The 22973-nt window shown below is 56.1% G+C and carries 23 protein-coding genes; 11 read left to right on the top strand and 12 right to left on the bottom strand.

The window, feature by feature from the left end; genetic code table 11:
• Positions 1–158: 158 nt before the first annotated feature.
• Complete coding sequence (locus ACMWJS_RS04505) at positions 159–389, top strand: DUF2554 family protein (protein WP_045910627.1); 231 nt, start codon at positions 159–161, stop codon at positions 387–389.
• Here the strand turns inward: ACMWJS_RS04505 and ACMWJS_RS04500 are convergent, their stop codons facing one another.
• Together ACMWJS_RS04500 and ACMWJS_RS04495 are read right to left on the bottom strand one after the other, a co-directional pair.
• Positions 390–2354, bottom strand: coding sequence for a peptidase U32 family protein (locus ACMWJS_RS04500; protein ID WP_063621599.1), 1965 nt, complete (start codon positions 2352–2354; stop codon positions 390–392).
• 80 nt (positions 2355–2434) lie between these two features.
• Positions 2435–2962, bottom strand: a complete 528-nt coding sequence (locus ACMWJS_RS04495) for a helix-turn-helix domain-containing protein (RefSeq protein ID WP_232945574.1) — start codon at positions 2960–2962, stop codon at positions 2435–2437.
• 92 nt (positions 2963–3054) lie between these two features.
• Between ACMWJS_RS04495 and ACMWJS_RS04490 the strand changes: the two genes are divergently transcribed.
• Complete coding sequence (locus tag ACMWJS_RS04490) at positions 3055–4221, top strand: benzoate/H(+) symporter BenE family transporter (protein ID WP_414746684.1); 1167 nt, start codon at positions 3055–3057, stop codon at positions 4219–4221.
• Here the strand turns inward: ACMWJS_RS04490 and ACMWJS_RS04485 are convergent.
• Positions 4201–5073 (bottom strand): helix-turn-helix transcriptional regulator, encoded by an 873-nt coding sequence (locus tag ACMWJS_RS04485; protein WP_414746683.1) that lies wholly within the window; start codon positions 5071–5073, stop codon positions 4201–4203. The genes ACMWJS_RS04490 and ACMWJS_RS04485 overlap by 21 nt on opposite strands.
• Before the next feature lie 173 nt (positions 5074–5246).
• Between ACMWJS_RS04485 and ACMWJS_RS04480 the strand changes: the two genes are divergently transcribed.
• Positions 5247–6143, top strand: coding sequence for a DMT family transporter (locus ACMWJS_RS04480; protein WP_008502257.1), 897 nt, complete (start codon positions 5247–5249; stop codon positions 6141–6143).
• 34 nt (positions 6144–6177) lie between these two features.
• On the opposite strand, the gene ACMWJS_RS04475 is transcribed toward ACMWJS_RS04480, so the two are convergent.
• Both ACMWJS_RS04475 and ACMWJS_RS04470 read right to left on the bottom strand, forming a co-directional pair.
• Complete coding sequence (locus ACMWJS_RS04475) at positions 6178–6852, bottom strand: DUF3313 domain-containing protein (RefSeq protein WP_045910520.1); 675 nt, start codon at positions 6850–6852, stop codon at positions 6178–6180.
• Positions 6853–6987: 135 nt separating this feature from the next.
• Positions 6988–8583: an ABC transporter substrate-binding protein gene (locus tag ACMWJS_RS04470; protein WP_048223159.1), complete on the bottom strand. Its 1596-nt coding sequence runs from the start codon at positions 8581–8583 to the stop codon at positions 6988–6990.
• Between the two features lie 111 nt (positions 8584–8694).
• On the opposite strand from ACMWJS_RS04470, the gene pepT reads away from it, so the two are divergent.
• On the top strand, positions 8695–9924 hold the full coding sequence (gene pepT, locus ACMWJS_RS04465; RefSeq protein WP_414746682.1) for a peptidase T: 1230 nt from the start codon (positions 8695–8697) through the stop codon (positions 9922–9924).
• Here the strand turns inward: pepT and tehB are convergent.
• Complete coding sequence (gene tehB, locus ACMWJS_RS04460; protein ID WP_032674766.1) at positions 9921–10514, bottom strand: tellurite resistance methyltransferase TehB; 594 nt, start codon at positions 10512–10514, stop codon at positions 9921–9923. The two genes, pepT and tehB, sit on opposite strands and share 4 nt — an antisense overlap.
• A 135-nt stretch (positions 10515–10649) precedes the next feature.
• On the opposite strand from tehB, the gene ydcK reads away from it, so the two are divergent.
• Complete coding sequence (ydcK, locus tag ACMWJS_RS04455; protein WP_069719250.1) at positions 10650–11630, top strand: YdcK family protein; 981 nt, start codon at positions 10650–10652, stop codon at positions 11628–11630.
• Here the strand turns inward: ydcK and rimL are convergent.
• From rimL to ACMWJS_RS04435, 4 genes are all read right to left on the bottom strand, one after another.
• Positions 11625–12164, bottom strand: a complete 540-nt coding sequence (rimL, locus tag ACMWJS_RS04450) for a 50S ribosomal protein L7/L12-serine acetyltransferase (RefSeq protein WP_414746681.1) — start codon at positions 12162–12164, stop codon at positions 11625–11627. The genes ydcK and rimL overlap by 6 nt on opposite strands.
• 102 nt (positions 12165–12266) lie before the next feature.
• Positions 12267–13922: a glucan biosynthesis protein D gene (locus tag ACMWJS_RS04445; protein ID WP_047075337.1), complete on the bottom strand. Its 1656-nt coding sequence runs from the start codon at positions 13920–13922 to the stop codon at positions 12267–12269.
• 242 nt (positions 13923–14164) lie between these two features.
• The gene (locus ACMWJS_RS04440) at positions 14165–14938 is read right to left on the bottom strand and encodes a transporter substrate-binding domain-containing protein (protein ID WP_048030514.1); all 774 of its coding nucleotides are present in this window, start codon (positions 14936–14938) and stop codon (positions 14165–14167) included.
• A 22-nt stretch (positions 14939–14960) separates the two neighbouring features.
• Positions 14961–16130 (bottom strand): pyridoxal phosphate-dependent aminotransferase, encoded by a 1170-nt coding sequence (locus ACMWJS_RS04435; RefSeq protein WP_414746680.1) that lies wholly within the window; start codon positions 16128–16130, stop codon positions 14961–14963.
• Positions 16131–16244: 114 nt separating this feature from the next.
• Here ACMWJS_RS04435 and ACMWJS_RS04430 point away from each other — a divergent pair, with 114 nt between their 5' ends.
• Positions 16245–17087: a LysR family transcriptional regulator gene (locus tag ACMWJS_RS04430; protein ID WP_229225847.1), complete on the top strand. Its 843-nt coding sequence runs from the start codon at positions 16245–16247 to the stop codon at positions 17085–17087.
• Here ACMWJS_RS04430 and ACMWJS_RS04425 read toward each other — a convergent pair.
• Together ACMWJS_RS04425 and ACMWJS_RS04420 are read right to left on the bottom strand one after the other, a co-directional pair.
• Entirely contained in the window at positions 17074–18579 is a 1506-nt protein-coding gene (locus tag ACMWJS_RS04425; RefSeq protein WP_414746679.1) for a carboxylesterase/lipase family protein, read from the bottom strand. The genes ACMWJS_RS04430 and ACMWJS_RS04425 overlap by 14 nt on opposite strands.
• Positions 18580–18622: 43 nt before the next feature.
• Entirely contained in the window at positions 18623–19966 is a 1344-nt protein-coding gene (locus ACMWJS_RS04420) for a VOC family protein (RefSeq protein WP_414746678.1), read from the bottom strand.
• Positions 19967–20493: 527 nt separating this feature from the next.
• Between ACMWJS_RS04420 and ACMWJS_RS04415 the strand changes: the two genes are divergently transcribed.
• The 5 genes from ACMWJS_RS04415 (at position 20494) to ACMWJS_RS04395 (ending at position 22923) form a co-directional block, all read left to right on the top strand.
• Positions 20494–20679 (top strand): general stress protein, encoded by a 186-nt coding sequence (locus ACMWJS_RS04415; protein ID WP_004150795.1) that lies wholly within the window; start codon positions 20494–20496, stop codon positions 20677–20679.
• Between the two features lie 100 nt (positions 20680–20779).
• Positions 20780–21274, top strand: a complete 495-nt coding sequence (locus ACMWJS_RS04410) for a ferritin-like domain-containing protein (RefSeq protein ID WP_023311678.1) — start codon at positions 20780–20782, stop codon at positions 21272–21274.
• Positions 21275–21297: 23 nt separating this feature from the next.
• A complete protein-coding gene (locus tag ACMWJS_RS04405; RefSeq protein ID WP_311389038.1) occupies positions 21298–21501 on the top strand; it encodes a hypothetical protein in 204 nt (67 codons plus the stop codon).
• Positions 21502–21526: 25 nt separating this feature from the next.
• Entirely contained in the window at positions 21527–22033 is a 507-nt protein-coding gene (locus ACMWJS_RS04400; RefSeq protein ID WP_014831871.1) for a ferritin-like domain-containing protein, read from the top strand.
• A gap of 17 nt (positions 22034–22050) precedes the next feature.
• On the top strand, positions 22051–22923 hold the full coding sequence (locus tag ACMWJS_RS04395) for a manganese catalase family protein (RefSeq protein WP_008502274.1): 873 nt from the start codon (positions 22051–22053) through the stop codon (positions 22921–22923).
• Positions 22924–22973 lie beyond the last annotated feature (50 nt).

The following is a 22973-nucleotide window of genomic DNA, read 5'->3' as shown; positions in this document are numbered from 1 at the left end:
AGCTTTTTTAACCCGCATGGATAAAGCTCTCTCATGACATGCAGCGCGCCCGAAATCATACTCTTTGACATTTCCTTTGCGCTAATTTGAAGTTTTGAATAATAACCATAATAAATAATCGGCATGATCAAGCCGCAATGTTATTCGGCGGTGACTTCATGGTTAAAAAAGGTTTATCTCTCGTGATGCTGATCTGTGCCCTTTTTTCAGGCCAGCTTATGGCCGGGCACAAAGGACATGAATATCTGTGGGTAAAGAATGTGGAGCATCAACTGCGTCATGAAGCCGACAGCGATGAATTGCGAAGTGCGGCGGAGGAGTCGGCGGAAGGTTTGCGCGAACACCACCTGTGGCAGAAATCGCGCAAACCGGACACGCACGTTCGGTAATTAGCTGCCCTTGCGTTTTGGCAGCGTTTTCATCAGATCGTCCGGACTGACGGACGCCACAATACTGCCGGGCTGCGGCATTTTGAAGATGTGGTTTTTCATCTTGCCAATCACATGCATTTCGCACGGACGGCAGTCAAATTTGAGGGTCAGTACTTCGTCACCGTTTACGAGCTGCATAGGGGTAGCCTTCCAGCTCTTGATGTTGCCTTTTGCCTGCTTAGGGCACAGGTTAAACGCGAAACGGAGGCAGTGCTTGGTGATCATCACCGGCACATCGCCCTTCTCCTCATGCGCTTCATAGGCCGCGTCGATCAGCTGCACGCCGTGGCGATGATAGAATTCACGTGCTTTATGGTTATAGACGTTGGCCAGGAAGGATAAATGCGTATCCGGGTAGACGGGCGCAGGAACGGCTTCCGCTTTACGGCTAGCGCGTGGGTAGTTCGCCAGGCGCGCGTCATCCAGCATCTCGGCGGTTTCACGGCGGAACTGGTTGAGCAAACTGTTCGGCACAAACAGGGCATCCGGCAGGTTGACCTCAACGTTGCGGGCGTAGTAAATCGTCTGACCCAGCTTCGCGACGCCATCCTTCAGGCTGTTGAGCGCTTTCTCCGCGTTGTTTGCCACCTCGAACAGGCCATCAAGCGTATGCGTTACGCTGATGCCGTCTTCACAGGTCATGGTCAGAATCAACTGCTCTTCCCAGCCGCCCAGTTCAATGTCCACCGCAATACGACGTTCGCTGGAGGTTTTCAGCAGCGCCTGCTGCCAGTTATGATCGAGGTTACGGTTAAGCGCCGCGTTCGGTCGCACCTTGTAGAGATCGGCCGGCATTTCATTCGGCCACACGCGGTAGCGGTTCTCGCCGGTTTTTTCGACCGTGTTGGCGCGGAAGCCCACCACTTCACGCTTAATCATCACGTTAAGGCCATCGCCGTTCGCCAGCGGCTCCGTCACCGCAACATCAAGGTGATCTTTCGCCACTTTCAGCACTTCGCCAACCGGTAAGCCAATAAACTTCGGTGAGTCAAACGCGCCGATATCCCCTTTACGGGCATTCACAAAATAGTCCGTGCTGCCGCGGTGGAACGTTTTGTCCGTCGACGGAATAAAGAAATGCTCGGTACGACCGGCCGACGCGCGCGCCAGGTCACCGCGATCCTCAATAATGGCATCCAGCATCTGGCGATAGTGCGCGGTGATGTTCTTCACGTAGCTCATATCTTTATAGCGCCCTTCAATCTTGAAGGAACGCACGCCCGCGTCGATCAGCGCGCCCAGGTTGGCGGTCTGATCGTTATCCTTCATCGAGAGCAGGTGTTTTTCAAATGCCACGACGCGGCCCTGATCGTCTTTCAGGGTATACGGCAGACGGCAGGCCTGTGAACAGTCGCCGCGGTTGGCGCTGCGCCCCGTCTGCGCGTGGGAAATGTTGCACTGACCGGAATAGGCGACGCACAGCGCGCCGTGGATAAAGAATTCAATCGTCGCGTCTGTCGCCTGGTGAATATCGCGGATTTGATTCAGGTTCAGCTCGCGGGCCAGGACGATCTGCGAAAAGCCGACGTCAGAGAGAAACTTCGCCTTCTCAACCGTGCGGATATCACACTGGGTACTGGCGTGCAGTTCAATGGGCGGAATATCCAGCTCCAGCACGCCCATATCCTGAACAATCAGGGCATCCACCCCGGCCTGATAAAGATCGGTAATCAGACGTTGCGCAGGCTCCAGCTCATCATCATGAAGAATGGTGTTCAGGGTCACGAACACTTTCGCCCCGAAACGGTGGGCGAACGGCACCAGTTCAGCAATATCGCTCAGGCTGTTGCTGGCGTTATGGCGGGCACCGAAGCCAGGACCACCAATGTAGACGGCATCTGCGCCATGAAGGATCGCTTCACGGGCAATGGCGGCGTCACGGGCCGGGCTTAAAAGTTCAAGATGATGGGATTGCAGGCGCATACTTCGTCGTTATCCGTTATGGTCAAAATGGCGGCTATTGTAGTCAGAAGTCTGCGTCAGCGAAACAGTTTTGCGTAGCCTCAGCGGGGATAATGAATCAGGGAGTGAAAATGCACCGTCCGGTCGCTGCTGTTGCGGTAGGCATGCGGTTTATCGCCGGCGAAGCGGACGCCCGAATCGGCAGAGATCGTCTGCCACTTGCCCTCGAGCTTCATCTCCAGCTCGCCGCTGACCACCACCACATGTTCAATCACCCCCGCCTCATGCGGCGTGGATTCACTCAGGGCGCCGGGGGCCAGGGTAATGGAGAAATAATCAAACCGGAGCGCCTCGTCCCACGGAAAGAGCGGCTTGACGACCATCGCCTGCTGCTGCGGGTCAAACACCGCCTGTCGGTCCACCTCAGGCGTGATGAAGGCGGAAAACGGCACGTTCAGTCCTGTGGCAATTTTCCACAGCGTCGACACCGTGGGGCTGGATTCATTTCGCTCGATTTGCCCGAGCATAGCCTTTGACACGCCGGTCTCGTCCGCGAGCTTCGACAAACTCCAGCCGCGTGCCTGGCGCAGCGTTTTCAATGTGGTTGCAAGATGTCGTGTGATGTCCATGTTCCCTCCTGGTGACATTCAGCATACCACTTGTACGCTATAGCGCACAGTGCTACCTTACTTCGGACGTTATAACGCACAACGGAGTTTTCATGCGCCCTTCCTCTCATCTTATTCCAGTCGCACTGGCTGGATTTGTCGCCGTGCTGGTCGGTTACGCCAGCTCAGCAGCCATCATCTGGCAGGCCGCCGCCGCGGCAGGCGCCAGCGCGCAGCAGATTGCGGGCTGGATGACCGCGCTGGGGATTGGGATGGGCGTCAGCACGCTGGCGCTCTCCTGGTGGTACAAAGCGCCCGTACTGACCGCCTGGTCGACGCCCGGCGCGGCGCTGCTCGCCACCAGCCTGCACGGCGTCACGCTGGCGGAAACCATTGGCGTGTTCATCTTTGCGAACGCGCTTATTTTGCTCTGCGGCGTTACCGGGCTTTTCGCCCGTCTGATGAAGCTGATCCCCCATTCGCTTGCTGCCGCCATGCTGGCCGGGGTATTGCTGCAGTTTGGCCTTCACGCGTTTGCGCATCTTGAGGGACACTTTCTGCTGTGCGGCAGCATGATTGCGGCGTGGCTGATCGCCAAAGCGCTGTCGCCGCGCTATGCCATCGTGGTCACGCTCCTGGTGGGCGGTATGGTGGCATGGGTCGGTGGTGACGTTGTCACGGATAAGCTCACGCTTTCACTGGTGATGCCCGAATTTATTGCGCCCGCCTTCACCTTCACCAGCCTGGTGAGTATTGGCTTGCCCTTCTTCCTGGTCACCATGGCCTCACAAAACGCGCCGGGGTTCGCCACGATGAAAGCCTCCGGTTACCCGCTGGCGGTCTCACCGCTCATTATCGTTACGGGGGGAATGGCGCTGCTGTTTTCTCCGTTTGGCGTCTTTTCAATCTGCATTGCGGCCATTACCGCCGCCATTTGCCAAAGCCCGGATGCTCACCCGGATGCGGGTAAACGCTGGCTGGCGGCCATCGCTGCGGGAGGGTTTTATCTGCTGGCGGGAATTTTCGGTGGCTCCATTACCGGGCTGATGGCCGCGCTGCCGCTCAGCTGGATCCAGACGCTGGCCGGTCTGGCACTGCTGGGCACCATCAGCGGGAGTTTATATCAGGCGCTGAGTCACGAAGCGGAGCGCGACGCAGCTATCGTCACATTTCTGATGACCGCAAGCGGCGTGACAATCCTGGGCATCGGTTCGGCATTCTGGGGGCTGGTGCTGGGCGGAGTATGCTACGTCCTGTTTTCACGCGCTCGCCGCGCGTAGCTGCGAAGGCGTCATGCCCGTCGCGCTGCGAAAGCGGTTGCTGAAGTGGCTGGCGGAGTTAAACCCGCAGGCAAGCGCGATCTCTGTTAGCGGCGTCGTCGTATGCTGGACAAGGGCTTTCGCTTTATCCATTCGCCTCTGCATCACATACTGATGCGGCGCCAGCCCCGTCGACTGGCGGAACATGCGGGCAAAATGGTATTCGCTGAGGGCAGCCTGCGCCGCCAGTTCGGCCAGCGTCAGGGGCTGCCCGAGATTCTCTTCGATAAAGGCAAGGACGTTGCGCAACACAAACGGCGACAACCCTCCCGTGACAACCGGCAGCTTCCACTGCACGTTTGAGTAGTTTTGCAGCAGATGGGTCAGCAGCAGCGTGGAGGCTGTGCTCAGGGTCAGCTGGTTGGCGTGCTGCTGCCAGTCACAGCCCAGTAAAAACTGGCGATACAGCGTGGTGATCTTCGGATCGCTGCCAAAAATGCGCTCGTCCAGGGTCAGCGAAAGCGGTCGCTTGTCCCAGATTTTCTCCCCCACGTCGCGCAGGTGTTCATCGGTGCAGTAGAGATGCACAAACGACAGGTCATCACGGATATCCCACGTCGATTCGCTCTCTTTGGGCATCAGGCAGAAACGGTCCGGCCCCCCACCGTTCTTCCAGCCACCCGGCGTTTTTTGATAGCTTTCGTACCCGTCCGCCACGTACAGGCTGAGGGTGTGATGGTTACTTTTAACGGTTATCGTGTCGTGCTTGTTGTACCACGCAGCCAGCTGAATACCCGAATTCAGCGAGACGGTTTCCCGCAGGACTGCATTCTGTTGGCAAAGCGTTTCAAAGGTATCGTAAGCGAGAGACATAACCATTAGCGCATGAATGATCGGAATATCAGTCTAAAAAGAGTTGTCCCCCGTTGCCAGACCCCAGAGAAGAAAAAAGCGCAAGATTTTGCAAGTCACCCGCAAGCAGGTGAAAGCCCGTTACGCAGTTCAGCGCCATACTGCGGGCTTCCGCGGTTTGAGAAGAGACAACTATGAACGCATTATTATATGGACTCGTGGTCATTATCTGGGGAACCACCTGGATTGCGATTTTCCTGCAGCAGGGCCCCGTCGCGGCGCCGGTGTCGATTTTCTGGCGCTTCGCCGTCGCAAGCCTCACGATGATGGTGGTGTTACTCGCCCTGCGTCGCCTGCGCACGCTGGCGCTTCGGGATCATCTTTTTTGCCTGCTTCAGGGATGCTGTGTTTTCTGCTTTAACTTCTGGTGTTTTTACACGGCAGCGGCACATATCAATACCGGGCTGGAGTCGGTGATCTTCTCCATGGCCGTGCTCTATAATGCCATTAACAGCTTTATTTTCTTCGGACAGCGACCGCCCGCGCGTTTCTGGACGGCGGCGGCACTGGGGCTGGTTGGGATTGTCACCCTCTTCTGGGACGATCTGCTGGCCAGCGGCTGGAGCGCATCACTCCTGACCGGCATTGGGCTTTCCGCGCTCGGAACCTACGGCTTCTCGCTGGGCAATATGATCAGCATGCGCCATCAGCGCAGAGGCCTGGAAACCATGACCACCAACGCCTGGGCGATGCTCTATGGCACGCTGGTGATGGGCTGCATTGCGCTGTTCAGAGGCGATAGCTTTGTGCCGGAATGGACGGTGAGCTATCTCGGCGCGCTGGTGTATCTGGCCCTGTTTGGCTCGGTGATTGCTTTTGGTGCCTACTTCACGCTGGTGGGACGTATTGGCCCGGGCAAAGCGGCCTACAGCACGCTGCTGTTTCCGCTGGTGGCGCTCTCCATCTCCACGGTCTATGAAGGCTACGTCTGGCATGTCAACGGTATCGTGGGACTAGTGCTGATCCTGGGAGGAAATATGGTGATGTTTACCAAACCGGAAACCTGGTTCAGACGCTTAAGGATGGCGTAAATAAAAAGGCCTGCATTACGCAGGCCGTTTTATTTTATTTTGCGGTCTTTTTCACATCAAACATGGTGGCGTCCGTCGCCATATCATCAACAACCTGCTTCAGCGTCGCAAAGGTCATTGGCGTGCTTTCGTTATTCAGCTCTTTACCTTCGCCTTTACGTACCACCTTCATGACCGGTTTATTGGTGGCCGCGTCGATCAGCTCGCCTTCAAAGAAGAGATGCGTATCCATGGTGCGGTGTCCGGTTGCCATCTGCGTACCGGCAACCACCAGCGCAACAGGCACCACTTCATAGAACTGCAGCCCCTCTTTCTGCGAACTCACCCCGGTAATCGCGCCGCGGAAAATCAGGCTATGTTTACCCGGCGTGGTCACAACTGGCTTACGCGTACCAATCGCCGTTTTCATTTTGTTATTGGTGTAATTCAACAACTCATCAAGCGTTTTTTGACCAATTTGCGTGGTCGGTTTTGGCGTTGGGTAATAGGTAATTGGTGTCCAGAGAATACTGTCGTAGTTAGCCTCATTATAAGAAGGATCAACCCAACGCAGCGTTGGTTTACCCGTCGCAGACGTTGTCTGCTGCAAGCCTGAGTAGTCTTTTAAAAAGCCGGAGTATTGTTCTGGAGCGGCGACTTTTGAAGAACAGCCCGCCAACGCCAACAGACCAGTAAGCACTGCAACTTTAAAAAAAGTTTGAGTACGCATGATAGTTTTCCATGTTATCTGCAAGTATGCATTTGAAGTTATAGCAAAAGACTGGCGGGTTTGTTGTGACAAAAAATGATGCGGTGAGCACAAATTGCAAAAAGATTGCCCGGACGCATGCCGGGCAGTGAAAAGTTACTGATTTATATCCACTTGCCAGAACAGATGTTTGCCAAACGGGTCGATTTCATAGCCCTTCACCTCCTTGCGTACCGGTTCGAAAATCGTTGAATGCGCAATCATCACCGCAGGCATCTGGTCATGCATCATCTGCTGCGCCTCTTTATACAACGCCACGCGCTTATCATGATCGGTTATCGATTTCGCCTCGGCAATGAGGTTATCGAAGGGCTTGTAGCACCATTTCGCCGAGTTTGATCCGCCGTTCGCCGAGGTGCAGGTAAAGAGCGGGCCGAAGAAGTTATCCGGATCGCCGGTGGCCGTCGTCCAGCCCATCAGCGCGGCCTGATGCTCTCCGCCCTTCACGCGTTTCAGATACTCGCCCCATTCGTAGGTAACGATTTTGGTCTGTACGCCAATTTTCGCCCAGTCCGCCTGAATCATCTCCGCCATGCGTTTCGCATTCGGGTTATAGGGACGCTGGACCGGCATCGCCCATAAATCGATGCTGACGCCGCTGGCAAAGCCGGCCTCTTTCAGCAGCGCTTTGGCTTTTTCAGGATCGTAGTCGTAATCCTTAAGCTCGCTGTCGGCACTCCAGACGCCCGGCGGCAGCAGATTCTTCGCCACGGTGCCGGTACCGTGGAACACCGCATCAATAATGGCCGGTTTATTGATGGCCATCGCCAGCGCCTGACGGACCTTCACGTTATCCAGCGGCGGCTTCTGCGTGTTGAACGCCAGGAAGCCGGTATTCAGTCCGGCTTTGCTCATCAGGTTGATATCTTTGTTGGCCTTCATGCGCGGCAGATCGGCCGGGTTCGGGAACGGCATCACCTGACATTCGTTCTTCTCAATTTTGGCAAAACGCACGGAGGCATCCGGGGTGATGCTAAACACCAGCCTGTCCAGCTTCGATTTCCCCTGCCAGTAGTCGGCAAACGCCGTGAACAGGATCCGGGAATCCTTCTGATACTGCGCCAGCTTAAACGGCCCGGTGCCGATGGGCTCCATATCCACCTTCTCCGGCGTGCCCGCTTTCAGCATCGCGTCGGCATACTCCGCTGAAAGGATCGAGGCAAAATACCAGGCCAGATCGGCGACAAACGGCGCTTCCGGGTGCGCCAGGGTGAAGCGCACGGTGTGGTCATCGACTTTATCAATGGCGGTAATCAGGCTGCCGAACTCCAGGCTTTCGAAGTTGGAATAGCTGCCGTTAGAGACGTTGTGGTAGGGATGATTCACGTCTTTTTGCCGCATAAACGAGAAGATCACGTCGTCGGCGTTAAAGTCACGGGTCGGCGTGAAGGATTTATTGCTCTGGAACTTCACGCCCTTGCGCAGATGGAAGGTGTAAACCTTGCCGTCGTCGCTCACCTCCCAGCGCTCCGCCAGGCTCGGCACCAGCTCCGTGGTACCGGGTTTGAAATCGACCAGACGGTTATAGACCGGCACGGCGCTGGCGTCGACGCTGGTTCCCGAGGTGTAAAGCTGAGGGTTAAAGTTTTCCGGCGATCCTTCGGAGCAATACACCAGCGTTTTCGCAGCGACAGCGGAACTGACCGTGAGTGCCGCGAGCGCCAATGTGAAAGTTGTGAGTTTGCTTGTCATCATTTATTCCTGTCTTTTTAATTCGACGGCTAATTAATTCTTTTGCCATTTCATAAATAACATTAAAGTGATGTGGCAAACACCTGAAAAATAAATAAGGAATAAATCACTATGGGCTCGCCGCTTTCCAGACAATTAACGCACCGTTTTTTCCGCTATCTCGCGATCACCAGCCAGAGCGATCCCAAAGTCAAAACCCTGCCCTCAACGCCGGGCCAGCATGACATGGCGCGCGAACTGGCGCAGGAGCTGGCACAGCTGGGGTTAGACGACATTGTGATTGATGAATTCGCCACGGTGACGGCGGTTAAAAAAGGCAACGTGCCCGGTGCGCCGCGCATCGGCTTTATTACCCATATTGATACCGTCGACGTGGGACTTTCACCGGATATTCATCCACAAATATTAACGTTTACCGGTGAAGATCTCTGTCTGAATAAAGAGAAAGACATCTGGCTACGGGTAAACGAGCATCCCGAAATTCTGGCTTATCCGAACGAGGAGATTATTTTCAGCGACGGAACCAGCGTATTGGGCGCCGATAATAAATCGGCGGTCACGGTGGTCACGACGGTGCTGGAAAACCTGACGGCGGAGCACCGGCATGGCGATATCGTCGTGGCGTTTGTGCCTGACGAAGAGATCGGCCTGAACGGTGCCAAGGCGCTGGATCTAAAGCGCTTCGACGTCGACTTTGCCTGGACCATTGACTGCTGCGAGCTGGGGGAGATTGTCTACGAGAACTTTAATGCGGCAGCCGCGGAAATCCGCTTTACCGGCGTGACGGCGCACCCGATGTCCGCGAAAGGCGTGCTGGTGAATCCCCTGCTGATGGCGACTGATTACATCAGCCATTTTGACCGCCAGCAAACGCCCGAGTGCACCGAGGGACGTGAAGGCTATATCTGGTTTAACGGCATTCAGGCCGGACAGAACGAGGCCGTTCTTAAGGCCAATATCCGCGACTTTGACAAGGAGAGCTTTGCCGCGCGCAAGCAGCAGATTGCCGACGTAGCCGCGCTGATTGCCGCCCAATATCCGACGGCCAGAGTGGACTATCGCATTGAAGATACCTACAGCAATATCAGCAATGCGATTGGCGAAGACCGGCGTGCCATCGATCTGATGTTCGAGGCGATGGAATCGCTCGGCATCACGCCGAAACCGACGCCAATGCGCGGCGGCACCGACGGCGCGGCGCTCTCGGCTAAAGGGCTACTCACGCCGAACTTCTTCACCGGGGCGCATAACTTCCACTCGAAGTTTGAATTCCTGCCGCTGTCGTCGTTTGAGGCGTCTTATAAGACGGCCCTGCAGATCTGCCTGCTGGCCGCCCGTTAAGCGGGCTTGCGTGCCAGCATCGTGGCAAAGCGCAGCTTGATGCGGTTGCCGTTTTCATCAGTGCGGTGCAGTTCGCCAACGTCCTCGTTGTATTTGAGCAACTCCCAGCCTTCGTAGTAGTTGCTCAGCTCACCGCTCCTGAAGGCAAACGGGAAGCCGACCGTGCAGGGGTAGTCTGCCGTATCCATGGCGGCAACGATCAGATTGTAACCGCCCGGCGTCGTGCAGCGCTGCATATTGGCGATAAGGCCCGGGATGGTTTTTGCCTCCAGGAACATCAGCACCACGGTGGAGAGAATAAAATCGTACTGACCGTCAAAGCTCAGGTTGTTCAGATCCTTAATCGCGGTATGCAGATTAGCGATCCCTTCTTCCGCCTTGATGCGCTCGATATTGTCGATGCTCATCGGGTTCTTGTCCCACGCGGTCACATCGTACCCGTTGGCCGCGAGGTACAGGCTGTTACGGCCGTTGCCGCAGCCCAGATCCAGCGTTTTACCGGGCTTCACAATCTCCGCGCTGTACAGCACCTCTGAATGGGTACGGGTTAAGCCATATTTCTCTGTGAAGTAATTCTCATCGACGGTCATTGTTTTTCCTGCGTTCGCATAAAGTGAAAGTGCATTTTACATGCCATTTTAAGGCGTTTACCGTCTGGTTGCCAAGCCGCTCGAAATGCGAAAACTTTGCTACGTTTAGTGAAGACGCTTATCAGAGACATGAAGATGAACAAATATCGCCTTAGCGACGAGACCCGCCTCTGGCAATGGAAAAACGGCGAAACCACCCACGCCACCACGCTGCGGCAGATTATCGCCACGGCGGACTTTAACGACGTGACAGTCGGCACGAGAGGCGGCTGGATTGACGATGAGCGCGCCCTCGCGCAGGACGGCGACTGCTGGATCTACGATGAAAACAGCGTGGTGTTCGCGGGGGCAGTCGTCTCCGGCAACGCGCGTCTTACCCTGCCGTGCATCATTAGCCATAACGCGCATATCGGCGACAGCTGCTGGCTGGACGGCGCAGAGGTCAGCCACGGGGCGCGAATAAGTGACAACGTCACCATTCAGCAATCCTGCGTACGGGGAGAGTGTCATATCTACGGCGACGCGCGCGTGCTGCATCACAGCGTGGTCATTGCCGCCAAAGGGCTGACGCCGGACCATGAACAGATCCTGCAAATCTACGACAAGGCGACGGTGAGCCAGTCGCGGATTGTGCACCAGGCACAAATCTACGGCGAGGCGATGGTCAATTTTGCCTTTGTTGAACACCGGGCCGAAGTCTTCGACAACGCGATCCTGGAGGGTAACGAACTGAACAACGTCTGGGTGTGCGACTGCGCAAAAGTCTATGGTAACGCCCGCGTGATAGCCGGGTTTGACGACGATGCCATCCCGACGGTGCGCTACAGCTCGCAGATTGCGGAGAATGCCGTGGTCGAAGGCAACTGCGTCATCAAGCATCACGTTCTGATTGGCGGGCAGGCCTGGCTGCGCGGCGGGCCGATCATGCTGGATGATAAAGTGGTGATCCAGGGGCGCGCGCGCATCAGTGGAGATGTGCTTATCGAGCACCGGGTTGAAATCACCGACGATGCGGTCATTGAAGCGTTTGCCGGCGAGAGCATTCACCTGCGTGGCGAAAAAGTAATTAACGGCGACCAGCGCATCACCCGCACGCCGCTGCTGGGCGCGTTATAGGGTATAGATCCGGCCGTAGATATTGACATCTTCAAAGCGGCCTTTCAGGTATTCCGCTTCCCGCAGGCATCCTTCCAGCGTAAAACCGTTGCGCAGGGCAACGCTGTTGCTGTGCTGATTCGCCACCCGACACTTGATCACAAAACGACGGATCTCACCGCGTTCAGCGTAGTAGCGCATAAACGCCTGCAGTGACTGAGAGAGAATACCCTGCCCCTGGTGGGCTTCATCCAGCCAGTAGCCGATGTAGCCAGCTTTGTTGGTCGGTTCAATGGTGTTGAACGACAGGACGCCAACCAGCGCATCATCCTTGAAGATCAGAAACATTTTGGCGTAGCCGCGCTGATGCAGCATCTGGTTACTCTGCACGTTGCGGCGGGTATCCTCTTCGCTGCCCACGTGCTGCGCCCAGTCAAACGCGGTTTGCAGAAAGGCTCTGTTTTTGACGACGAGATTGTGCAGGTCGGCGGTGTAGCGCTCTTCGACGGAACGTAGTTCGATGTGTTGTGAAACGGGGATGATTTCAGATGTCATGGTGCCTCGTCATCGCCCGGTGGCGCTGCGCTTACCGGGCCTACAGTACTGAAACGTAGGCCGGGTAAGGCGAAGCCGCCACCCGGCACAATCCCACAAAAGTTAACGCATTACCCGGTCGTCAACATACTGACGTTTATCCGGCGCTGGCGGGAAATACTGGTACAGCCAGGTTTCGCTGATGGCGTCGCCCTGGCAGCGCAGGAACAGGCGCATATCCACCGGTTCCGTCGAATCCGACGTTGGGTACCAGTCAAACAGAATGCGATAGCCGTCAAACGGCTCAACGTAGAGGATCTCTACCTGCTTCGCTTCACCGCTGGAGAGCGTAATCACCGGCTCGATGCCTTTTGGCGCAGCGGCCTTCAGGTCGCCGCCGACGAAGTCGATGGCAAAGCGACGGGCCCACACTTTCGGGTAGTTTTCGCCCGGTGCCCAGCCTTCCGGGAAGCCGCCCATGCCGGTACGGGTGGCATAGACGTTGGCCAGCGGGGAGCGCACCGGCGGCATCGCGCTCCAGTAGAGGCGATATTTGAAGTCCAGCTCGTCGCCCGCTTTGACGGCTTTTTCCGGCTGCCAGAAGCAGACCACGTTATCCAGCGTTTCACCGGTGGTCGGGATCTCCATAAGGCCAACCGCGCCTTTACCCCAGTCGTTACGCGGTTCCACCCACAGGCTTGGACGCTTGTTGTACCAGCCCATCACGTCCTGATAGTGCGAGAAATCGCGATCGAGCTGCAGCAGACCGAACCCTTTCGGGTTTTTGTCCATATAGGCATTGAACTGCAGCTTCTGCGGGTTGTTCAGCGGACGACAGATCCACTCCCCGTTGCCGCGCCACATCGCCAGGCGGTCGGAGTCATGGATTTGCGGGTGAATAGTGTCACACATGCGGCGTTCGTTATTGCCGCAGCTGAACATGCTGGTCATCGGCGCAATGCCGAGCTGCTTGATGTCCTTACGCGCGTAGAGGTGGTTTTCCACCTCCATGATCACCTGGCTCTTCTCGCAGTGGATCACGAATTTATAGGCACCCGTGATGCTCGGGCTGTCGAGCAGCGTATAGACGGTAAAGGTCGTGTCGCCGGGCTTGACGGTCTCAAACCAGAAGGAGGTAAAGTCCGGGAACTCTTCCGGCGTGTCGGTAAAGGTGTCAACCGCCAGGCCGCGGGCGGAAAGGCCGTACTGGTAAGTGTCATCCACCGCGCGGAAATAGCTCGCGCCCAGGAAAGAGACGATATCGCGACGCGCCAGCTCCGGCGCCTTAAACGCGCGGAAGCCCGCAAAGCCGAGATCGCTTTGCCCTTCCAGCTGTTTGGTATCCACCCCCGTTTCACCGTAGCTGAACAGCTCCGGACGGAAGTGGATCTCGCGCGCCATAGAGGTTGACTGGTCCAGCGAGAACATCCGCACGCGACGGCGGAACCCCATTCCCATATGGAAGAACTGCACGTCCAGCTGACGCCCTTCAATGTTGTTCCACAGTGACTGTTTTTCATCGTAGCGGATGGCGTTGTACGCCTGCGGCGTCATCGTGGCCAGCGTCTCCGGCAGCGGGCGAGGCGCGCCACCCCACGGGGTTTTCGCCAGGTCATGCGCCATGGATTGCAGGACGGAGAAGTCAAAACGACGGCTCTGGCCGTCAGCAATGTCAGAGTCGGCAGCGTATGCCGCTTTGGAAAACAGGGAAGCAAGGCCGGATGTGCCGCTCAGGGCTGCCACTGCCAGCGAGCCTTTTAGAAAACGTCTGCGATTCATGCCTGGAAAAACGTCCTTATGGTCGTGTGAATGTGTTTCGCGCCTGGCGAAATGACGGCAAGAAAGAACGCACAGCCTAAACAAAAATGGTTAAGAATCCAATTGTTGGCCGGTGATTATCTGAACAAAGTGAGAAATATTTTCTGTCGACCAGAACGGCCCGAAAGTGGTGTAAAGAAAGCCTGGAAAATGTGTATAAAAATGCCCCGTCAGGACATCAGCTGACGGGGCGAATGAGGCGGTTATTTTACGCTGACATCGATACCCGGGAAGTACTTATCAGCGAGTTTGGCGATCGTGCCGTCGGCACGTACTTTATCAATTGCGGCATCAAGCTGCTTTTTGGTGGCCTCGTCACCTTTGCGCAACCCAAAGCCGATCCCACTGCCGAGGATAGTGTCGTCAGACACCGGTTTGCCGATGAAGCCAAACCCTTTCCCCTGCGGCTTGCTGAGGAAACCTGCCTGCCCGGCCGCGGACATGACCAGCGAGGCGTCGATACGGCCATTCAGCAGATCGCCCCAGGCCATATTCTGATCTTTATACGACACCACGGTGACACCCTGCTTTTCCCAGTGCTCTTTGGCATAGGTTTCCTGAATGGATCCCTGCAGCACGCCGATGGTTTTCCCCTTCAGCCCTTCTGGGGTTGCCTCAACCGCCGTGCCGGCCTTGCCGACCAGCTGCGACGGAATACGGTAAATCGGCTGGGTAAAATCAATGCTCTTGCGGCGCTGCTCGGTGATATTCATCGCCGAGTTGATGGCGTCGAATTTCTTCGCCACCAGGCCCGGGATCAGCGCATCAAACGAGGTTTCCACCCAGCTGCACTTCAGCGCTGCCGCTTTGCAGATGGCATTCCCCAGCTCAACGTCAAACCCTTCCAGTTCGCCTGCCGCATTGCGGCTTTCAAACGGCGGATATTCGGCTTCCAGACCGTAACGCAGCTCGGACGCCGCGAAGGAGGAAAATGTACACAGCAATCCCATGCCGACAACTAGCGCGCGTATCTTCATCTCAAACTCCTCAGAGCCTATCTCAGCGTGGTTTAACCCGACACAGGGCTTGGGCACCTGCCCGTAACGTCGCCTCATCTTTCGCAAAAGAGAGACGAATCAATTTATTATCCGTACCGTCCGCATAAAACGCCGACAGCGGAATGGTAGCTACACCGTACTCAACGATCAGTCGTTTCACCAGCTCGCTGTCGCGCTCGTTGCTGAATTGGCTGTAGTCCGCCAGCATGAAGAACGATCCGGCGCTGGGCAGCAGCGTGAACGGCGAATCGGCCAGCAGACTCTGCAGCAGATCGCGCTTGCGCTGGTAAAACGCCGACAGCGACAGCCAGGTTTGCGGGTCGACCATATGTTCAGCAAACGCGTGCTGCATTGGCGTATCGGCAGAAAACATTAAAAATTGATGGACTTTACAAATCTCGTCCATCAGCACCACCGGTGCAACACAGTAACCCACGCGCCAGCCGGTGACGTGATAGGTTTTTCCGAAAGAGGAAATAATCACGCTACGCTCCGCCAGCTGCGGGTGCGTGGCCATCCCGTGGTGCGGCTCACCGTCAAACACCACGTGTTCATACACTTCGTCAGACAAAATAATGATGTCGGTATTGCGCGTCAGCGCCGCCAGCTGCTGCAGGTCGTTGGCTGAAAAAACCTGGCCGCTCGGGTTGTGCGGCGTATTGATGATGATCATGCGCGTGCGCGGGGAGATGGCAGCCCGGACTTCGTCCCAGTTGACGGCAAAATCCGGCACGGTGAGCTTGATGGCAATCGGCGTTGCCCCCTGCAGACGGACAATCGGCGCGTAGCTGTCAAATGACGGCTCAAAGTAGATCACCTCATCACCCGGATGCACCAGCCCGCTGATTGCCGAATAGAGCCCTTCGCTGGCGCTGGCGGTCACCAGCACCTCGCTGGCCGGGTCATACCGCGTGCCGTATAGGGTGGCAATTTTATCAGCAATGCGCTCTTTGAGCGGATGCAGACCGGTCATCGACGCATACTGGTTATGCCCCGCCTCCATTGCGCGGGTAACGCCCGCAACAAGCTTCGGGTCGCAGGAAAAATTCGGTGCGCCCTGAGAAAGGTTAATCGCGTTATGCTGCGCCGAGAGCTGGCCGATAACGGTAAAAATGGTGGTGCCCACATCGGGCAGTTTAGAGCGCGTTTGCACTGGCGTTCGTAAAGTCATCCTCTTTCCCTTCTCATGGACATTGCATAACTATTCAAACAACATCTCTGTTGTCGGGACAATCGAATTGTTGTCATAATAGCCATGAGAAAAATGCATAGCTGAGGTGTTTCCATGTCGCGCCGTTCGCTCCCGCTCAATGCCATCGACGCATTTTTAGTCACCGCGCGTCACCTGAATCTGACCCATGCTGCCGCAGAACTTTGCCTGACGCAGGGGGCCGTGAGCCGCAAGATAGCCTCCCTCGAAGCGTGGTTTGGCTTTCCGCTTTTTGAACGCCACGCACGCGGCCTGCGCCTCTCTTCGCAGGGCAGCGCCCTTCTCCCGGAACTGCAGTCTGCTTTCGAACAATTACTGACCGTGGCCGACCAGGCCCGCAGCCAGCAGACCGTAATCCGGCTCAAGGCGCCCACCTGTGCCATGCGCTGGCTGGTGCCGCGCCTACTGGAGGTGGAGCGTGAGCAGCCGGATCTGCAGATCGCCCTGACCACCACCACCGATCACAACGTCAATTTCAAAACCGAATCTTACGACGCGGCCATCGTGTTCGGCACGCACATGAGCGCAGGCGATCTGCTGTTCGAAGAGGCACTCACCCCGGTGATAAGCCCGGTGCGGGCGGGTGCAGCGCTGGGGTCGCTGACGTTCCTGCACCCCACAAGGGATAAGACAGACTGGTCGCTGTGGCTGACGAAACAGGAAGGTCCGGGCTTTGCCATGCACAAAAATCAACACTTCGACACGATGGATCTCGCCATCACGGCCGCCATTCAGGGGCTGGGCGTGGCCATTGCCGACGAAACGCTGGTGGCCGAAGATGTCCGCGCGGGAAGACTGATGCGGCCTTATGAAACCAGCATAAAAACCGGCGCGAGCTACCGGCTGGTGCTGCGCGAAACGCCAGGGGAGGAAAATGGACTGGCGGCGTTTCGCGCCTGTTTGCTTAATCGAGGCTGACGTGGTGCTTCATTACCCGTTTGAAGAGGCTCATGCGGGCGCGCATAAAGCGGTTTTCAAGCCGGAATCCTGCATGTTTATTCACGCCGATGCGTAACAAAACATCCCGCCCTTTTCGGCATGCGGGCCAGTGCGTCGGCCCTGGCAGGATCTCACGAGGCCCTGCGTCTCGCGCAAAGCTTACCCAGTAATCGGCGACCTGCGCAGCAAACTGTAAATCCCGGTCGTTGACATACTGGCGTGAAGGCTCCACCTGGCCGAGGGTATCGAAGACGTAGGGCACTTCATTGCCGTGCCAGGCGCCGTTAATATAGGTGGCATGTTCCGCTTCCGCGACATAGTCAAACCAGTAACGCCAGCACAGTCCGCCGACGCGCTGCTGCGCCTGCATCACGACATAGCCCATCGTGGTGAACGCCATGTCGCGGCACACCTGCCTGCCCAACTCCTCATCACCTTTGACGCCCGGATAGAGCAGCTTAATCAGCCCCAGCCCGAAGCGCCGCTCCCGGCGGAGCTTCTGGATTTGCCCGGCGAGATCGATGCCAAACACCGCCATCACGCTGGCCTCATCGCTGTTCGACCCAATCATCACCGGTACGGGATGCTGGCGGGCAGCGAAAAAGACGTCCAGCATCGCTTCGGGCAGAACGCAGTCCCCGACGATGGGCGCCGGGGCGACGTTCAGCGGCGCGGTTAACGGCCAGAACGCGTCCGGCGGAATGGCGCGCAGCTGTTCAGCAGTCGCCTTCTCCAGGCCAAAATGGGCGGCCAGCGCCTCCCCTTTTTGCAGCGCCTGTTCACGCGGCGTGTCCGGCAAGGTATACCCGCTTTGCACAATCGCCTTGTGGAACAAGCCAGCCGCCAGGGGCGATGCCAGCAGAGAGAGCACGCTGCGCGCACCGGCGGATTCGCCAAACAGGGTCACGTTAGCGGGGTCGCCACCAAATGCGGCGATATTGTCCCTAACCCATTCGAGGGCCGCGATCTGATCCAGCAGGGCAAAATTATGCACCACGCGATCTTCCTCACCCTCCAGCGCCGGATGGGCGAAAAAGCCGAGATGGCCGAGACGGTAGTTAATCGTGACCACAACCACCCCGCGTGTGGCCAGCGATTTGCCGTTATAAGGCGGCAGGCCGCCTGCGCCAATCGTAAAACCGCCCCCGTGCAACCAGACCATAACCGGAAGCGCCCCGGCGCGCTCTTTGGGGGACCAGACGTTCAGATAAAGACAGTCTTCCGAGAACTGACCGGGATCGCCCCCGCCCAGCTCCTGACAATATTCGCTGCTTTGCCAGCTTGAGGCCGAAAAGGCGGTGGCCTCGCGAACGCCATCCCACGGTTCAGGCGGCCGCGGGGAGCGCCAGCGCCACTCGCCCACGGGCGGTGCGGCGTAGGGAATGCCGCACCAGACGTGGACATTTTCATCGGTTAAACCAGACAGTGCGCCCTGGCGCGTTTCAACCACAGGGGCGGAAGGATTTTGCATAACGACCTTATTTTTTCCATCACACCCCTGCAGAGTAACGATTTCAGAGCAAACCGCAACGCTGTTTGCTGCGGGTTTCAGCCTCCTGGTAGAGCGTGAACTCGTCATACACCGGGCAGCCCAGCGCGTCTTCAAACGCATCGCGGCTGGCGTTGCCGTGGCTACGGGCCTGGGTTTCATTCCCGAGATTGGACTGGAATATCCCGGCGGCGCTAACCGGGAGGAAATCTTCGTAGGTGATCGGCTGAGCGACCACCCATCCGCGCTCGATTAGCGGCTGCGGATCATCTCCCGGCCGGAACGCATGGCGATGCGCTTCACCCGCAGGCGTCAGACGGTAGCGGAAATACGCCAGCTCCTGACGGCGCATTAGCAGTTCACTGTCCGGGAAGGCGCTAAAGATCTCCCGCAGATGCAGCTGATGCGTCAGGTTATCTTTGCCGGTACCGGCCTGGGAAAGCAGGCTATCGTACAGTTCACGCCCTTTCGGGGTCAGCGCCACGCCGCGCTGCTCAATCTCACCGAAGCGCGCAGTGTGGGTGCCCTTATGTTCCCCGGCAAACAGCACCGGCTCTTCCAGGGCTTTAAAGCTGGTTTGACGCAGCAGGACGGGCACCTCGCGACGCGGCGGCCCTTCAATCAAAATTTTCGGCTCGATACCGTATTTCGGCATCAGCTCCTGCACCCGGTCAATATCCAGCGTGCGCGGCGTGAGGTGGTTAATATGGCAGCCCGGGAAGCAGACCACGTCGGCAATCAGGCGATGCTCGTTATGCAGCGCCTGATAGGTTTCCTGATCGACCGTCGCATGACGGTGCCAGCGGAAGGTTTCCAGCGCTTCCTGCACAAACTCGTGCGCCTGTTCGTCAGTAAACTGCCCCTCAGATTCATACAGATCGAGCAGCGCCAGGCAGCGCGGGGTAAAGATGTTCCGGTGAGAGAGGATTTCCGCCGCCCGTTCGCGCAGCGCAACGTTGTCAATCAGCTCAAGGCGCAGCAGCGACGTAAAGATACGGAACGGATTACGGCACAGCGCCGCATCATCGATCGGGCGAAACGCCGTTGAGTGGACCGGCACCCCCGCCTGGGAGAGGTCGTAATAGCTGACCGGGTACATCCCCATAATGGCAAACATACGACGCAGGGTTGAAAGTTCTTGTGCTGTGCCAACGCGGATCGCCCCGTGACGCTCCACGTTCAGGCGCGCAAGCTCATCGGCGTTTGCCAGTTGTTCATGTAATAGTGGGTTATTTTCCAGCACCGCCAGGTTTACGTCCGCAACCAGTTCGAGCAAGGTGCCATACTGCGGAACTTCCTGCTGGTACATCGCCGACATAGCCTGCGAAAAGTGTTCCCGAATGTCATCAGCCGTGATGGTGTTCGCCATGATGTCATGCCTCCAGTGAATATTACCTGGAGTGTAGAGAAACCCGTTCCTTCCGGGGGGAAGAATTTCTGATTTGTGATCTTAAGACGACAGTGGTCAAACCGTGTGCTACATGCCCCTGAACGAGCCTTAACGAAACCGCCCTTTCGACCTGAACGCTTTTATCCAGGATTTTCCTTATAATTATTTAGGGTTTCGCTTTCTAGCTATAAAGGAGTATTTTTTATTTTCCCCTGACTACAAATCAACCAATTTGAGTACGCCATTATTTTTATCCTCACCTTTCAAATTTTTAGCTCTAAGTTAGGATTAATCTGAATGGTTGTTTACAAGTCCTTCCTGCCTATCCATATTTCCATTTCAAGCGAAGCGTAAATATACAAATATTTAAAAATAACGCAGCTGCAAATAGCAAAACGCATTTGACGGATGACGCACAGCGACTAGAGTTATTACTCGAACGACGAGTGATACGGAATATTTTCGTATCGTACTGACATAACCAATATATGACTATGAGGTTTAATATGGCAGAGCATCGTGGTGGTTCCGGTAATTTCGCTGAAGACCGTGAAAAAGCATCAGAAGCTGGACGTAAAGGTGGCCAGCACAGCGGTGGTAATTTTAAAAACGATCCGCAACGCGCATCTGAAGCTGGCAAGAAAGGGGGACAGAACAGTCACGGCGGAGGCCGTAAGTCTGATAACTCCTGATCTTATTTAGTACTCTTTTAATAAAACCAGAGAGCATGCTGCGGGCTGAAAAGCTCGCAGTACCCTTTCATTATTTTAATTTTACCGGAGCGTAATTATTATGAATATGAAAAGTGTTGAGGATGTATTTATTCATCTTCTATCGGATACCTACAGCGCAGAAAAGCAGCTTACCCGAGCGTTAAGTAAACTTGCCCGCGCCGCCTCCAGCGAGAAGCTGAGCGCCGCCTTTACCGCACACCTTGAAGAGACGCAAGGTCAGATTGAACGTATCGACCAGATCGTCGAGCAGGAAGACGGTATTAAGATCAAACGCATGAAATGCGTGGCGATGGAAGGCTTAATTGAAGAAGCCAACGAAGTCATCGAAAGCACGGAAAAAAATGAAGTGCGTGATGCCGCGTTAATTGCCGCTGCACAAAAAGTTGAGCATTACGAAATAGCCAGCTACGGTACCCTTGCCACATTAGCAGAACAACTGGGCTATAAAAAAGCCGTTAAACTTCTTGCCGAAACGCTGGAAGAAGAAAAAGAGACCGACCTTAAACTCACCGACCTGGCCGTTGGAAATATTAACCAAAAAGCGCAGAAATGACGCAATAACACAGGTTAAATAAAATGAGCATCAGTCCCAGGATAATTAAACGGTGCCATTTAACGGCAGCTATAATATGGTTCATACTCGCTATCCCTTCCGTAATATGGTGGAAGAACAGCGTGCTATGGGTCATTATCATCAGTATCTATGCCAATATTGTCGGCCATTTATCTGGCTACAGTGCCGCACGTGCCGATCAGGCTGCTGAAAGTGAGACCAAATAAGCGAACCCCTAATGAGGATACAATGATGAATCACGTAGAACACTACCATGACTGGCTACGCGATGCCCATGCGATGGAAAAGCAAGCCGAATCTATGCTGGAATCCATGGCCAGCCGTATCGATAATTATCCTGATGTTCGCGCCAGAATTGAACAGCATATTAATGAGACAAAACGGCAAATCACATTGCTGGAGGAAATCCTCGACCGTAATGATATTTCTCGTTCGGTCTTAAAAGACTCGATGAGCAAAATGGCGGCGCTGGGACAATCCATCGGCGGCATGTTCCCTTCAGACGAAATCGTGAAGGGCTCGATCAGCGGCTATGTCTTCGAACAGTTTGAAATCGCCTGCTATACCTCCCTGCTGGCAGCGGCCAAAAAAGCCGGGGACACCGCTTCGGTACCCGCTATTGAGACGATCCTCGCAGAAGAGCGCGAAATGGCCGACTGGCTGATTCGCCATATCCCGCAAACGACGGAACAGTTCCTGCTGCGCTCAGACGCATCGGGTGTCGAAGCGAAAAAATAATCCACAGGAGAGTGCCTATGTTTCGACACGTCAAACAGCTGCAATACACGGTTCGCGTCGCCGAACCGAATCCCGGCCTGGCCAACCTTTTACTGGAACAATTTGGCGGACCGCAGGGTGAACTGGCCGCCGCCTGCCGCTACTTTACGCAAGGGTTGAGCGATGACGATCCGGGCCGCAAGGATATGCTGATGGATATCGCGACCGAGGAATTAAGCCACCTCGAAATCATCGGTACCCTGGTCGGTATGCTGAATAAAGGTGCCAAGGGCGCGCTGGCGGAAGGGGTGGAAAATGAGGCCGAGCTGTATCGCTCCATGACCGAAAACGGCAATGACAGCCACATCACCTCCCTGCTCTACGGCGGCGGTACCCCGCTCACCAACTCGGCGGGCGTGCCGTGGACGGCGGCCTACGTCGACACCATTGGCGAGCCGACGGCGGACCTGCGCTCAAACGTGGCGGCCGAGGCCAGAGCGAAAATCATCTATGAACGTCTGATCAACGTGACTGACGATCCCGGCGTTAAAGATGCCCTGGCGTTTCTGATGACGCGTGAGGCGGCGCATCAGCTCTCCTTTGAGAAGGCGCTGCAGTCCATCCGTAATAATTTCCCGCCGGGAAAACTGCCGCCAATCGAGGAATTCACCAACAAGTACTACAATATGTCTGAAGGTGGAGAGGTTCGCGGAAGCTGGAACAGCGATAAACACTTCGATTACGTTGAGTCCCCCCAGCCTGCGGTGGATGGCGGCGATGGCAGTGCCAGCGTCACGCTCACAACCGAGCAGGCAACCCTGGTCAAGGCGATGTCTGCCCGCACGAAATCCGATCCACATTCCGACCCGCTGACCGGTGCCGAGCTGGGTGCCGGTAAGACTAAACCGTAATCGGTTTGCCGGCCAGGCCTGAACTGCCCGGCAATTCGCGTGCCCCATCG

Source organism: Enterobacter sp. HK-058-C-ECC, assembly GCF_047531125.1.
Classification (GTDB): Bacteria; Pseudomonadota; Gammaproteobacteria; order Enterobacterales; family Enterobacteriaceae; genus Enterobacter; species Enterobacter quasiroggenkampii.
This window is presented reverse-complemented; position numbering and strand designations above follow the sequence as displayed.

Coding starts and splice junctions, on each gene's coding strand:
- ACMWJS_RS04505 (WP_045910627.1), top strand. CDS start 159: ATGGTTAAAAAAGGTTTATCTCTCGTGATGCTGATCTGTGCCCTTTTT.
- ACMWJS_RS04500 (WP_063621599.1), bottom strand. CDS start 2,354: ATGCGCCTGCAATCCCATCATCTTGAACTTTTAAGCCCGGCCCGTGAC.
- ACMWJS_RS04495 (WP_232945574.1), bottom strand. CDS start 2,962: ATGGACATCACACGACATCTTGCAACCACATTGAAAACGCTGCGCCAG.
- ACMWJS_RS04490 (WP_414746684.1), top strand. CDS start 3,055: ATGCGCCCTTCCTCTCATCTTATTCCAGTCGCACTGGCTGGATTTGTC.
- ACMWJS_RS04485 (WP_414746683.1), bottom strand. CDS start 5,073: ATGTCTCTCGCTTACGATACCTTTGAAACGCTTTGCCAACAGAATGCA.
- ACMWJS_RS04480 (WP_008502257.1), top strand. CDS start 5,247: ATGAACGCATTATTATATGGACTCGTGGTCATTATCTGGGGAACCACC.
- ACMWJS_RS04475 (WP_045910520.1), bottom strand. CDS start 6,852: ATGCGTACTCAAACTTTTTTTAAAGTTGCAGTGCTTACTGGTCTGTTG.
- ACMWJS_RS04470 (WP_048223159.1), bottom strand. CDS start 8,583: ATGACAAGCAAACTCACAACTTTCACATTGGCGCTCGCGGCACTCACG.
- pepT (WP_414746682.1), top strand. CDS start 8,695: ATGGGCTCGCCGCTTTCCAGACAATTAACGCACCGTTTTTTCCGCTAT.
- tehB (WP_032674766.1), bottom strand. CDS start 10,514: ATGACCGTCGATGAGAATTACTTCACAGAGAAATATGGCTTAACCCGT.
- ydcK (WP_069719250.1), top strand. CDS start 10,650: ATGAACAAATATCGCCTTAGCGACGAGACCCGCCTCTGGCAATGGAAA.
- rimL (WP_414746681.1), bottom strand. CDS start 12,164: ATGACATCTGAAATCATCCCCGTTTCACAACACATCGAACTACGTTCC.
- ACMWJS_RS04445 (WP_047075337.1), bottom strand. CDS start 13,922: ATGAATCGCAGACGTTTTCTAAAAGGCTCGCTGGCAGTGGCAGCCCTG.
- ACMWJS_RS04440 (WP_048030514.1), bottom strand. CDS start 14,938: ATGAAGATACGCGCGCTAGTTGTCGGCATGGGATTGCTGTGTACATTT.
- ACMWJS_RS04435 (WP_414746680.1), bottom strand. CDS start 16,130: ATGACTTTACGAACGCCAGTGCAAACGCGCTCTAAACTGCCCGATGTG.
- ACMWJS_RS04430 (WP_229225847.1), top strand. CDS start 16,245: ATGTCGCGCCGTTCGCTCCCGCTCAATGCCATCGACGCATTTTTAGTC.
- ACMWJS_RS04425 (WP_414746679.1), bottom strand. CDS start 18,579: ATGCAAAATCCTTCCGCCCCTGTGGTTGAAACGCGCCAGGGCGCACTG.
- ACMWJS_RS04420 (WP_414746678.1), bottom strand. CDS start 19,966: ATGGCGAACACCATCACGGCTGATGACATTCGGGAACACTTTTCGCAG.
- ACMWJS_RS04415 (WP_004150795.1), top strand. CDS start 20,494: ATGGCAGAGCATCGTGGTGGTTCCGGTAATTTCGCTGAAGACCGTGAA.
- ACMWJS_RS04410 (WP_023311678.1), top strand. CDS start 20,780: ATGAATATGAAAAGTGTTGAGGATGTATTTATTCATCTTCTATCGGAT.
- ACMWJS_RS04405 (WP_311389038.1), top strand. CDS start 21,298: ATGAGCATCAGTCCCAGGATAATTAAACGGTGCCATTTAACGGCAGCT.
- ACMWJS_RS04400 (WP_014831871.1), top strand. CDS start 21,527: ATGAATCACGTAGAACACTACCATGACTGGCTACGCGATGCCCATGCG.
- ACMWJS_RS04395 (WP_008502274.1), top strand. CDS start 22,051: ATGTTTCGACACGTCAAACAGCTGCAATACACGGTTCGCGTCGCCGAA.